The 13,008-nt window shown below is 69.2% G+C and carries 9 protein-coding genes, 1 tRNA gene and 1 pseudogene; all 11 read left to right on the plus strand.

Going from position 1 to position 13,008, the window contains the following annotated elements:
• Window positions 1-2,041: translation initiation factor IF-2 (gene infB / locus B5F79_RS07820; protein ID WP_143786274.1), on the plus strand; the 2,041-nt coding region annotated here is incomplete at its 5' end.
• A gap of 13 nt (window positions 2,042-2,054) precedes the next feature.
• Entirely contained in the window at window positions 2,055-2,471 is a 417-nt protein-coding gene (gene rbfA, locus B5F79_RS07825) for a 30S ribosome-binding factor RbfA (RefSeq protein ID WP_087219846.1), read from the plus strand.
• Between the two features lie 8 nt (window positions 2,472-2,479).
• Entirely contained in the window at window positions 2,480-3,547 is a 1,068-nt protein-coding gene (locus B5F79_RS07830; RefSeq protein WP_241147282.1) for a DHH family phosphoesterase, read from the plus strand.
• 2 nt (window positions 3,548-3,549) lie between these two features.
• On the plus strand, window positions 3,550-5,721 hold the full coding sequence (truB, locus tag B5F79_RS11300; protein WP_342632982.1) for a tRNA pseudouridine(55) synthase TruB: 2,172 nt from the start codon (window positions 3,550-3,552) through the stop codon (window positions 5,719-5,721).
• Window positions 5,718-7,637, plus strand: coding sequence for a DNA primase (gene dnaG / locus B5F79_RS07840; RefSeq protein ID WP_206391083.1), 1,920 nt, complete (start codon window positions 5,718-5,720; stop codon window positions 7,635-7,637). The genes truB and dnaG overlap by 4 nt, the downstream gene beginning before the upstream one ends.
• A gap of 52 nt (window positions 7,638-7,689) precedes the next feature.
• A complete protein-coding gene (rpoD, locus tag B5F79_RS07845) occupies window positions 7,690-9,054 on the plus strand; it encodes an RNA polymerase sigma factor RpoD (RefSeq protein WP_087219852.1) in 1,365 nt (454 codons plus the stop codon).
• Between the two features lie 421 nt (window positions 9,055-9,475).
• Window positions 9,476-9,550, plus strand: a tRNA-Asn gene (locus tag B5F79_RS07850).
• A gap of 122 nt (window positions 9,551-9,672) precedes the next feature.
• A complete protein-coding gene (locus B5F79_RS07855; RefSeq protein ID WP_158094867.1) occupies window positions 9,673-10,497 on the plus strand; it encodes an ABC transporter permease in 825 nt (274 codons plus the stop codon).
• Window positions 10,498-10,510: 13 nt separating this feature from the next.
• A pseudogene (locus tag B5F79_RS11230) lies at window positions 10,511-11,260 on the plus strand (ABC transporter ATP-binding protein); the annotation flags it as partial.
• Window positions 11,261-11,497: 237 nt separating this feature from the next.
• Complete coding sequence (locus B5F79_RS11235) at window positions 11,498-12,265, plus strand: S-layer homology domain-containing protein (RefSeq protein ID WP_241147289.1); 768 nt, start codon at window positions 11,498-11,500, stop codon at window positions 12,263-12,265.
• Window positions 12,266-12,438: 173 nt separating this feature from the next.
• Window positions 12,439-13,008, plus strand: a complete 570-nt coding sequence (pyrR, locus tag B5F79_RS07865) for a bifunctional pyr operon transcriptional regulator/uracil phosphoribosyltransferase PyrR (RefSeq protein ID WP_087219861.1) — start codon at window positions 12,439-12,441, stop codon at window positions 13,006-13,008.

Consider the following 13,008-nt stretch of genomic DNA (forward strand, 5'->3'; position numbering starts at 1 on the left):
GTCCCAGCCCGCCCCCGCCACCGACGGCGACTCCGCCGGCCGCGGGCGCCGCGGCAAGAAGGGCCGTCGCGGCGGAGAGGGCGGCGAGGACCGCTACAGCCGCATGGCGCGCGAGGCCGAGGCCTACAACAGGAGCCGTGTCCTCGAGGAGGCCCGCGTGGCCGTCGAGGAGGCGTCCCGCGAGTCCACCGGCCGCCGCAAGCGCCGCAAGGAGCGTCGCCAGAAGCAGGCCGCCGAGGCCGCGATGGAGCAGCGCATCGAGGAGGCCATTGCCAACGACCAGGACCTCTCCCAGCTCGACACCGTCAAGGTGCCGCAGGGCTCCACGGTCCAGGAGCTGGCCGAGCTCCTCGGCGTGCCAGCCAACGACATCATCAAGCGCCTCTTCCTCCTGGGCACCCCGCTCACGCTCACCGAGTCCATGTCCGACGAGCTCATCGAGCTCGTGGCCGACGACCTCGGGCGCGACGTCAAGGTCATGACCAAGGAGGAGGAGAACTCCTTCACCTTCTACGACGACCCCAAGGACCTCAAGCCCCGTCCGCCGGTGGTCACCGTCATGGGTCACGTCGACCACGGCAAGACGTCGCTGCTCGACGCCATCCGCCACACGGGCGTGGCCGAGGGCGAGGCCGGCGGCATCACCCAGGCCATCGGCGCCTCCCAGGTCCAGGTGGGCGACCGCACGATCACCTTCATCGACACCCCGGGCCACGAGACCTTCACGGCCATGCGCGCCCGCGGCGCCAAGGTGACCGACATCGTCATCCTCATCGTCGCGGCCGACGACGGCGTCATGCCGCAGACCATCGAGTCCATCAACCACGCCAAGGCCGCCGGCGTGCCCATCATCGTGGCCGTCAACAAGATCGACAAGCCAGGCGCCAACCCCGACAAGGTGCGCCAGGAGCTCACCGAGTACGGCATCATCCCCGAGGAGTGGGGCGGGCAGAACATGTTCGTCAACATCTCCGCCAAGCAGAAGATCGGCATCGAGGAGCTCCTCGACACCGTCCTGCTCCAGGCGGACGTCCTCGAGCTCAAGGCCAACCCGGACACCTTTGCCTCCGGCAACGTCCTCGAGGCCAAGCTCGACCGCGGCCGCGGATCGGTTGCCACCGTGCTCGTGACGCGCGGCACCCTGAGGATCGGCGACGCCCTCGTGGCCGGCCTCTCCTACGGCCGCGTCCGCGCCATGCTCGACCCCAAGGGCAACTCCGTCACCGAGGCCGGACCCTCCGACGCCGTCGAGATCCTGGGCCTGCAGAGCGTGCCCATGGCAGGCGACGAGTTCCGCGTCTTCCAGGACGACCGCGACGCCCGCGACCTCGCGGACCAGCGCGCCCTCAAGGCCCGCATCGAGGAGCAGAACCGCGTCAAGCACGTCACGCTGGAGAACCTCTTCGACACCATGGCCGACGCCGACGTCAAGGAGCTCAACCTCATCATCAAGGCGGACGTCCAGGGCTCCATCGAGGCGCTCCAGGACTCCCTCGACAAGATGGACCAGTCCGAGGTTCGCATCAACACGATCCACTCCGCCGTCGGTGCCATCACCGAGACCGACGTCGTCCTCGCGGACGCCTCCAACGCCATCATCATCGGCTTCGGCGTGCGCCCGGAGGCCAAGGCCCGTGCGGCCGCGGAGCGCGACGGCGTGGAGATCCGCACGTACAGCGTCATCTACAAGGCGATCGAGGAGATCGACGCCGCCCGCATCGGCATGCTCAAGCCCACCGAGATCGAGGTCCAGACCGGATCTGCCGAGGTCCGCGACACCTTCAAGGTGCCCAAGGTCGGCATCGCCGCGGGCTGCATGGTCCAGGAGGGCGAGATCTCCCGCGACGACCAGGTGCGCCTCGTGCGCGACGGCATCGTGGTCTACGACGGCAAGATCGCGTCCCTGCGCCGCTACAAGGATGACGTCAAGAGCGTCAAGGCCGGCTTCGAGTGCGGCATCGGCCTGGAGAACTTCCAGGACGTCAAGCCCGGCGACGTCATCGAGGGCTACCGCATCGACGAGGTCGCTCGCACGGAGTAGCGAAGGGGCGCAGATGAAGCAGAACCAGTACTCGAGGAGGACCAACGAGCTCGCGCGCGTGAAGCTCGCAAACATCCTGCTCTTCGAGGTCTCCGACCCCGACCTCGCGCTCGTGACCATCACGGGCGTGGAGGTCTCGGTGGACAAGTCCTACCTCAGGGCCTACGTGAGCTGCGACGCCGACCGCTACGAGGAGGTCAGCGCCGCGCTCGCGCGGGCCAAGGGCCGCATCCGGTCGCTCCTGGGCCGAGCGCTCAACTGGCGCGTCACCCCCGAGCTCGACTTTCGCATCGACACCACGACCGACGAGGCCGAGCGCATCGCCCGCGCCCTCGAGGTCGTGCCGCCCACGCTGGGCGTCGAGAAGGACGAGTTCGGCTACCCGGTGGAGTCCGAGGAGGACGAGCAGACGCCGGGGGACGAGGAGTAGGGGGGCTCATGTCGCTCAGGGCAGAGAAGCTCATGGCGCGGCAGCGGCCGAGCTTCGACGAGATCACGCGCCTGGTGGAGCGCGCCTCCACCATCGCCGTGTGCGCGCACACGTCCCCCGACGGGGACGCGCTGGGGTCCGAGCTCGCGCTGGTCGAGCTCATCGAGAGGACGTGGCCGGAGAAGCGGGTCTGCGCCCTGCTGGCGGACGACGACGTGGTGCCGAGGATCTACGAGTTCCTCCCCGGGGCCGAGCGCCTCGTGCGCCCCTCTGACTACCAGGAGGACCCCGACCTCTTCTTCTGCGTCGACCTCTCCGCCCCGGACCGGCTCGCCGGTGCCCGTGCCGTGCTCGAGCGCTCCTCGAGCGTGGCCGTGATCGACCACCACCCCTCCGCCGAGCGGTTCTGGGACGCCGGCGTGGTGCGCACGGAGGCCGCGGCCGCGGGCGTCATCGTGTCCGAGTACGCCCTCCACGTGGCGGGCGGGCTCACGCCCACGATGGCCCAGTGCCTGCTCTGCGCCCTCGTGACGGACACCGGACGCTTCCAGTACCAGAACGCCAACGGCGAGGCCTTCGAGGTGGCGAGCCTGCTCGTGGACTCCGGTGCCTCGCCCTCCGAGGTGGCGCTCCACGTCTACCAGAGCGACCGCGTGGCGTACCTGCACCTCTGCGCCACGGTGATGGGCCGCATCACCACGTTCGAGCAGGGCAAGATTGCCTACAGCTACGCCACGGGCGCGGACTTCGAGGCCACGGGCGTTCCCGTGGCGGAGTGCGACGGCCTCGTTGACATCGTGCGCCGCGTGGACGGCTGCGAGGTGGCGCTCTTCCTCAAGGAGGTGCCGGGCGGCAAGGTGCGCGGAAACCTCCGTGCCAAGTCCGACCGCGACATCTCCGCCATCGCGCGCGAGATGGGCGGCGGCGGTCACCCCGCAGCGGCCGGCTTCACCGTTGAGGGCGACATCGACCAGGCCCTCTCCGCCGTCCTGCCCAAGCTCCGCGACCTCTACGCACCTGACAAAGGGACAGTCCCTTTGTCATGTTATGTCGGCGACAAGCCGGCGGAGGGCTGACGTTGGCCCGCCGACCGAGCGCCTTCTCCGCGCTCATCGCCGTAGACAAGCCCGCTGGCATGACGAGCCACGACGTCGTCTCCCGCGTCCGTCGCGCGGTGGGGGAGCGGCGCGTGGGTCACGCCGGCACGCTCGACCCCGCTGCCACTGGCGTGCTCGTGGTGGGCATAGGCCAGGCGACCAAGCTCCTGGGCCTGCTCACCCTCGACCGCAAGGGCTACCGCGCCACGTTCCAGCTGGGTGCTGAGACCACCACCGACGACGCCGAGGGCGAGGTCACCCGCACCGCCGAGGTGCCCGACGAGCTCCTCGACGGTCGCGCCCACCCCATCATCGCCGGCCTCGTGGGCTGGCACGACCAGGTGCCGCCCCAGTACTCCGCCGTCTCCGTTAACGGTCGCCGCGCGTATGACGCGGCCCGCGCGGGCGAGGAGGTGGAGCTCGCCGCCCGGAGGATCCGCATCTACGACGCCAGCTGCTGCGGCGTGGACCCGGAGGCGCGCACCTGGGAGCTCGACCTCGACGTCTCCAAGGGCACCTACGTGCGCAGCATCGCGCGCGACCTGGGACGCGACCTCGGCTGCCTCGCGCATGTGAGCGAGCTCACCCGCACCTTTGCCGGGCCCGTCACGCTCGCGGACTGCGTGAGCCTCGCTGAACTCCAGGCCGGCGGCGCAGACCTCGTGCGCGAGCGCTGCCTCGACCCGGCAGCCGTGCTCGGGCTCGCCGCGCGCGAGCTTACGCTCGGCGAGATCTCCGACGTCACCAACGGACGGCGCATCCCGCTTGGCACCGTCCGGCAGGGCGTGGTCTCCCGCGAGCCCGCGCAGGGCGAGCGCGTGGCCCTCACGCTGGGTGGGGGCCTTGCGGGCATCTGGCGCCGCGACGGTCGCCACCTCGTGTGCGAGACCAACTTCCCGCAGGCCATCGAGGGCGTGCGCGACGTGCCGCTTCCCGCGGAGCTCTCTCCGGAGCGCCCGCTCGCGCCGCGGGCGGCGGTGGCGCTCCTCCGTGACGCCCCCGGCTGCTGCGGCGGGCCGCGCTCCCTTGGGGGCGGTGACGTCAGCCTCCTCGGGGGCGAGGTCACGGGCTGGGTGTCCCTCCAGGAGCACCTTGCGCTCGAGCCCCCCGCGCCCGGGAACGACCCGCGTCTCATGCGGCGCTTCTCGGCCGGCAGCGACCGCTTCGTCTGCGCCATCGGCGCCTTCGACGGCCTGCACCGCGGACACCGCGCCCTCATCGCACGCGCCCGCGCGGAGGCGGACGCCCGGGGCGCCCATCTCATGGTCGTGACCTTCACGCCGGACCCCGCCCGCGTCCTGGGCGGGGAGGGGGCGCCGCGCGACCTCCTTCCCGCCGGCGAGCGCCCGGCCCTCATCCAGGCCAGCTGGGACGTGGACGCCGTGCTCGTGGTCGACTTCACGCCGCAGGTGGCGGCGCTTCCCTACGAGCGCTTCGTCCGCGAGGTCCTGGGCGCCTACTGCACCGTGGTCTCCCTCGTGGTGGGGGAGGACTTCTGCCTGGGGGCCGGCGGCGCCGGCACGGTCGCCGCCCTGCGCGCCCTGGGCGAGAAGGACGGCTTTGACGTCACCGGCGTGCCCCTCATGCGAGACGGCGGCGCACCGATAACCGCCACGCGCATCCGGGGGCTCCTTGCCAAGGGCAGGGTCGAGGAGGCCGCGAGCCTGCTCGGGCGCTGCCACCGCGTCTTCGGCGTGGTAGAGCACGGTCGCGGCGAGGGCACGGGCTTTGGCTTCCCCACGGCAAACGTGCGCGTGCTCGACGGGCTCGCCCTGCCCGCCGAGGGCGTCTACGCCGGGTTCGTCGACGTGGACATGGCGCCCGGCGAGTCCGAGCGACGCGCGTACCCCGCCGCGATCAACGTGGGCAAGCCCAGGTCCTTCTCGCCCGGCGAGGAGGGGGAGCAGTTCCTCGAGGCCACGCTCCTGGGCTTTGAGGGCGACCTCTACGGCCGGGGCGTCCGCGTGACCTTCGTGCGGTGGCTGCGCGCGCCGCGGCGCTTCGACTCCGTCGAGGAGCTCGAGCGCACGGTGCTCTCCAACGTCGACTGGGTGCGCCGGACCCTTGGCGAGAAGGGCGTCGTGCTGCAGCGCGTGCCGGACTTCTCGCTCTGCGAGCTCGTGGCGCGCTCGAGGGGGGAGGTGGCCTCGTGATCTCGGACGAGGACAAGGAGAAGGTCCGTCAGGCCACTGACTTCGTGCAGCTGGTGGCAGAGACCGTGGAGCTGCGGCAGCGCGGCCAGGACTTCTGGGGCTGCTGTCCCTTCCACGACGAGAAGACGCCCTCCTTCAAGGTGAACCCCTCCACCGGCCTCTGGCACTGCTTTGGCTGCGGGGACGGAGGCGACGTCTTCTCCTACGTGCAGCGCCGCGAGAACCTGGACTTCCCTGATGCCATCCGCTACCTCGCGGACCGCGCCGGCATCGAGCTCTCCGAGGAGAAGAGCGCCCGCCGCGGCCCCAGGAAGACCCGCCTCATGGAGGCGCTGGGGGAAGCGGAGGCGTTCTACCACACCATGCTCATGCGCGGCAAGGGCGAGGGGCCTGACGCCGCCCGGCTCTACCTCGCGGGCCGCGGCTTTGGCTCGGCGGTCTGCAGGCGCTGGGGCCTGGGCTACGCCCCCGGGCGCGGCTCCCTCGTGGCGCAGCTGCGCTCGAAGGGCTTCTCCACCGCGGAGATGCTCGCGGCCGACCTTGCCGTGGACCGCTCCGGCCGCCCCACGGACCGCTTCTACGAGCGCGTGATGTTCCCCATCCACGACGAGATGGGGCGCACCATCGCCTTTGGCGGGCGCATTCTGGGGGCCAAGCGCGAGGGCGTGGCCAAGTACGTCAACACGCGCGACACGGCGGCCTTCAACAAGGGCAAGCACCTCTTTGCCTACGACCGCGCCAAGGAGTCGATGGCGGCCACGGGCGAGGCCATCGTCTGCGAGGGCTACACGGACGTCATCGCCATGCACGAGGCGGGCTACACCAACACGGTGGCCGCCCTGGGGACCGCCTTTCGCCTGGATCACGTGCGGCTCGTGGAGCGTCAGCGCGTGAGCCGCATCGTCTGCCTCTTCGACGGGGACGCCGCGGGCCAGCGCGCCGCCGAGCGGGCGATCCGCTACCTCGACAAGACCTCCGCGGCGCTGCTCTGCGTGGTGCTTCCGGGAGGTCAGGACCCGATGGAGTTCCTCGCCGACCACGGGGCCGCCGCCATGAGGCCCATCCTCGACGCCGCCCGCCCGCTCATGGACTTCGTCTTCGAGAAGCGCCTCGCCGGGCACGACCTCTCCGCGCCGGGACGCCGCGTCCGCGCCCTCGAGGACATGGCTCAGCTCCTCGCGCCCCTCAAGCACTCCGTCCTGCTGGACGAGTACGCGACGAGGCTCGCGGACACCCTGGGGATGGACGTGGAGGAGACCAAGCGCGCCATCCGCGAGGCGAAGGTCGTGGAGCTCGACGAGGAGCGCCCGCCCCGCCGGCAGGCCCAGCAGGCGCGCCCGTCCTTCTCGACATCCCCGGACGAGGGGGCCGCGCCCGACGACTATGTCCCGGCCGAGGCGTACGGGGAGGCGCCCTCCGCCCCTGCCTCGGACGACCAGCCCCTCAGGGCGCTCTCCGCCGACGAGCGCACGCAGGTCGCCGCCGAGCGCGAGCTCCTCGCCGCCCTGGCCGAGAGGCCGGACGCCGTGAGGGCGTACGAGGACAGGATCGCCGGGATCTCGTGGTCCGACGCCCGGCACGAGGCCATGGCGTGGGCCATGCTCTCCACGCCGGAGGGCTCGAGCCCGTCCGAGGTCGTTGCCGCGGCGAGCTCGGTCGTGCCCGAGGCGCCGCGCATCCTCTCCGGCGGCCGCGTCATGGGGGAGGGCGGGCTCTCGGAGTCGGAGCGCCTGGGCCTTGTCATGGACACGGTCGAGCTGTGCTCGTGCCGCAGGCGCGTGAGGCAGATCCGCGTTGCCCTGCGCGCGGCCGCGGCGGGCGACGGCGACTCCGAGCGGCTCTTCGAGGAGGCGACCTCGCTCCAGAAGCGGATCAACGAGCTCACGAGGAAGCTCTCCTCAACTTCATCTGCGTAAACTGCGGAGATTCGGGTACAATTTCGAACGTTCATGCGTCGATGGGAGATACGTGGCTGCTACCAAGAAGACCAAGGATGAGATCAAGCTCTCCGACGAGCTGACCAAGGTGGTCGCCGACCTGGTGAGCGGCGCCAAGGGCCGCTCGAGCGTCACCGAGGACGACATCCAGGTCGCGATTCGCGACATTGACGTGGACTCCGACGAGCTCTCCGACCTCTATGACGCGCTGCGCGCCAAGGGCGTCGAGGTGAGCGGCGGGGAGTCTGCCAGCGTCGACTTCTCCGTCGACGAGGACGACGTCGCCGATGACGACTTCGATGACGACGACGTCGAGGGCGACGCCTACGACGACGATGAGGACCAGTCCGAGAGCGCCGCCGAGGCCAAGGCCGTCAAGGAGGCCCTGCGCTCCGTGCCCAAGGCCAAGTCCTCCAAGCCCAAGCGCTCCAGCCGCGCCCGCGCGCGCCGCCAGGACACCTCCACCGTGATGCTCACGGGTGACCCCGTGCGCATGTACCTCAAGGAGATCGGCAAGGTGGACCTGCTCTCCGCCTCCGAGGAGGTCAACCTCGCCATGAAGATCGAGGCGGGCACGGACGCCACCGCCAAGCTCGAGGCGGCCGAGTCCGGCGAGCTCGAGCTCACCCGCGCCGAGCAGCGCCGCCTCATGCGCATCGAGCAGGTGGGCCTTGACGCCAAGCAGCAGCTCATCAGCGCGAACCTGCGCCTCGTGGTCTCCATCGCCAAGCGCTACGTGGGTCGCGGCATGCTCTTCCTCGACCTCATCCAGGAGGGCAACCTCGGCCTCATCCGCGCGGTCGAGAAGTTCGACTACACCAAGGGCTTCAAGTTCTCCACCTACGCCACGTGGTGGATCCGCCAGGCCATCACCCGCGCCATCGCGGACCAGGCCCGCACCATCCGCATCCCGGTTCACATGGTCGAGACCATCAACAAGCTCATCCGCGTGCAGCGCCAGCTCCTGCAGGATCTCGGGCGCGACCCCACCCCCGAGGAGATCGGCGCCGAGATGGGCATGAGCCCGGACCGCGTGCGCGAGATCCAGAAGATCAGCCAGGAGCCCGTCTCCCTGGAGACGCCCATCGGCGAGGAGGAGGACTCCCAGCTGGGCGACTTCATCGAGGACTCGAGCGCCGTGGCGCCGCCCGAGGCCGCTTCCGACTCCATGCTCCGCGAGCAGCTCGACCAGGTGCTCGACGGCCTGGCCGACCGCGAGCGCAAGGTCATCAAGTTCCGCTTTGGCCTCGAGGACGGGCACCCGCGCACCCTCGAGGAGGTCGGCCGCGAGTTTGGCGTGACCCGCGAGCGCATCCGTCAGATCGAGTCCAAGACCCTTGCCAAGCTGCGCCACCCGAGCCGCAGCGGCCGCCTCAAGGACTACATGGAGGACTAGACGATTTCGGCCCCGGCTCGTCCGGGGCCGTTTTCGTGCGCGGACGTGCGGTCGCACCTGCGCCATGGCTGCGGGAGCCCGCCCGCACTTCTCGGCCCCTCTCGTCAGGTGCGGGGCGAACGGCACCTGGCGCCCGCACCTGCGAGCAAACACCGAGAACCCGCCCGCACTTCTCCGGCCCCTCTCACCAGGTGCGGGGCGGACGGCACCTGTTGCCCGCACCTGCGAACAAACCCGGAGAGCCCGACCGCACCTGACACGTCGGAAGCCCAAAACAGCCCGCACTCACGGCCTGCGACGGAAGTGCGGCCGCACCCGTGCCCCCGGCGCTCTGCCGCTCCACGGGCAATTTTCAAATTCTCGCTTGCATCTCTGCTCGGCATCTGTATACTCTTCTCTTGTGCAAACGCACCCCACCAATTCCCCGGTGGCGCAGTGGTAGCGCAGCTGACTGTTAATCAGCGTGTCGTAGGTTCGAATCCTACCCGGGGAGCCAGATTATCCGAGCCGCCTCCTAGGCGGCTTTTTTATGCCCGAGGCTGCGGTTTTTATGGCCATCATTTCGCTGTGCTAGGATTTCAAGGTCAGAGAAGGTCGCTCGCGTGCCCGGGAGGTACCTTGAGTCACATATCCGCGGCAACAGAGAAGGTCTCGCACGTTCCCGACAACGTGTCGAAGGACCGCTTCATCCTCCAGCAGCTCGTCTCCAAGGACTTCAAGCTCCGGTACCGGCGCTCCGTGCTGGGCGTCGTCTGGAGCGTTCTCAACCCGCTGCTCATGATGATCATCATGAGCTTCGTCTTCTCGTACTTCCTCAGGAGCGCGAGCGTCCAGAACTACCCGCTCTACCTCATCGTGGGCAACATCACGTTCAGCCTCATGAACGAGGCGACCTCCGGCGGCCTGGGCTCGATCATCGGCGCCGCGCCCCTGCTCAAGAAGGTCAAGGTCGACCGCTGGGTGTTCCCCGTCCAGAAGGTCCTCTCGGCCATGATGAACTTTGGCTTCTCGCTCATCGCGGTCGTCATCGTCATGCTGTTCTTCCGCGTCATGCCCACGTGGCACCTCGTCTGGATGATTCCGGCCCTGCTCCTGCTGATGGTCTTCTGCATAGGCGTCAGCCTGCTCATCGGCGCAGCGGCAGTCTTCTTCCGCGACATGGTCCACCTCTGGAGCGTCTTCATCACCGCCTGGACCTACCTCACGCCCATCTTCTGGGACCTCTCCCTGCTCACCAACGCGGGAGCGCCGCAGATCGTCATCTGGGTGGTCAAGGCCAACCCCATGTACAACTACCTCGACATGATGCGCTGCGCCATCGTGTACCAGGCCAACCCCGGCACCACCGTGATCCTCCTCTCGGTGCTGTGGGCCGTCATCGCCCTTGCGCTGGGCGTCTGGGTCTTCCGCAAGACCGAGCACAAGTTCATCCTCTACGTCTAGAACGGGAGTCCCGATGGAAGACACCACCGCCTCCGAGTACGCCATCGAGGTCGACGACGTCTCGATGATCTTCAACATGGCGAGCGAGCAGCTCAACAACCTCAAGGAGTACTTCATCAAGATCATGAGGCACGAGCTGTTCTTCAAGGAGTTTCGCGCCCTCAACCATGTGAGCTTCAAGATCAAGCGCGGCGAGGTCGTGGGCCTGGTGGGCACCAACGGCTCCGGCAAGTCCACGATGCTCAAGTGCATCGCAGGCGTCCTCGAGCCCTCGGAGGGCGCCATCACCGTGCGCGGAAACATCGCCCCGCTCATCGAGCTCGGCGCGGGCTTCGACCAGGAGCTCACGGCGCGCGAGAACATCTATCTCAACGGCGCCCTTCTCGGCTACTCCCGCGAGTTCATCGACGATCACCTCCAGGACATCATCGACTTCGCCGAGCTCGAGGACTTCATGGACATGCCCCTCAAGAACTACTCCTCGGGCATGGTCGCGCGCATCGCCTTCGCCATCGCCACGGTCACCGAGCCGGACATCCTCATCGTCGACGAGACCCTCTCCGTGGGCGACGTCTTCTTCCAGCAGAAGTGCGAGGCCCGCATCAGGAGCTTCATCGAGTCCGGCGACGTCACCGTGCTCTTTGTCTCTCACTCCATGGCCCAGGTCGCCCGCATCTGCGACCGCGCCATCTGGATCGAGAAGGGCGAGATGCGCATGGACGGCCCCTCCAAGGAGGTCGTGGCGGAGTACGCCGCGCAGTTCGACCCCGCGCCTTCCGCGTCGGCGGGGGAGAAGGCCGTCATCGACCGGCTCATCGCCAACACCTCCTACTCGCTCCTCTCGGCTGACGACGAGACCGGCTTCGTCCCCGAGAAGGACGAGGAGGGCCGCGAGAACCGCTTCTACGTGGCCTACACGGGAGGTCCCGTGGCCGTGCCGGGCGCCCGCTACCAGGTCCAGAAGGGCAGCACCTACTTCTACGTGCCCCTGGACCCCTCCATGTACTCGGTCGTCTACCTCAAGAACGAGGAGGGCAAGGTCGTCCGGGAGGCCGTCGACGAGGGCACCTACACGATCGAGGTCGACCTCACCGAGGCCGCGCGCTCGCGCTACCGCCTCGTGGACACCTCCTACAGCTTCACCGTCAAGCGCTGCGGGCACTACGACGACGTCGCCTCCGCCGCCTGGTACTCGGAGGCGGTCGAGCGCGCCTACAACCTCTACTACCTCTCGGACAACCCCGAGAACCTCTTCCGTCCCTACGACCCGCTTCTCAGGTGCGAGGCCCTGGGGCTCCTCCGACGCATGACCGCGGGGCTTCTGGACGAGGGCGCAGACGCCGAGGGCGGGGATGCCGCGGCCCCCACGGGCTACGCCGACGTCAAGGGTGACGAGCCCTACTTCGACGACTTCGCCTGGGCGCAGCGCCACGGCATCGTGGGCCCGGGCGGAGAGGGCGCGCTCTTCCGCCCGGAGGACCCCACCACGCGCGAGGAGTTCGCGGTCATGCTCTCGCGCCTCGCGCGCGCCAGGGGCACCTACGTCGCCCCCGCGCTCGACGCCCTGTCCAAGGTCACGGACGTGGGCACCATCTCCGAGTCCGCGCTGACCGACGTCGCCTGGGCCGTTGCCAACGGGGTCATGGGCAACGGCGGCACGGTCAAGGGCTCCGCCGCGCTCACCCGCGCGGAGGCGGCTGCGATGGCGGTGAACTACCAGCCCGAGTCACCGGACGGCTGCAACAGGGTCACCAGGCCGCGCGGCTGACGCGCTCGCGGGCGCCGGGCCCCACGCCCCTCCCGATGGTGTAGACTGGGGATGATTTTTAAGCCGGTGCGAGACGCCAGCAAGGTCAGGTCCCCAGGGGGCGCTTCTCATAGCCTTATCTCGACGTCCGTGCCGGCTCGCCGGCAGGACGTCTTTTTTGAGAAGGGAGTCCCATGGACCAGCCTGTGCTCAAGGCCCAGATCATGGACGGCCAGGGCATGAGCCGCGCGCTCACCCGCATCGCCCATGAGATCATCGAGAGGAACGAGGGCGCCTCCAAGATCGCGCTCGTGGGCATCGTGCGCCGCGGCGCCGCCATCGCCCCGCTCCTCGCGAATGAGATCGAGAAGATCGAGGGCGTCCGACCGCCCGTGGGCACGCTCGACGTGAGCTTCTACCGCGACGACGTCAGCCGCAAGATCGCGCCCGTCGAGTTTGGGACGGACATCCCCTTTGGCGTGGACGACCGCGACATCGTGCTCGTGGACGACGTCCTCTACACCGGTCGCACCATCCGCGCCGCGCTCGACGCCCTCATCGACCTCGGGCGCCCCAAGACGGTGCAGCTCGCCGTCATGATCGACCGCGGGCACCGCGAGCTCCCCATCCGAGCGGACTACGTGGGCAAGAACGTCCCCTCCTCGCACGAGGAGGACGTCCGCGTGACCATCGCCCCCTACGACGAGGTCAACGCGGTCGAGATCTGGACGAGGCCCACCGAGAAGAACGGAGGCGACCGCTAA

The organism is Olsenella sp. An285, from assembly GCF_002159625.1.
In the GTDB taxonomy this organism is placed as follows: domain Bacteria; phylum Actinomycetota; class Coriobacteriia; order Coriobacteriales; family Atopobiaceae; genus Thermophilibacter; species Thermophilibacter avicola.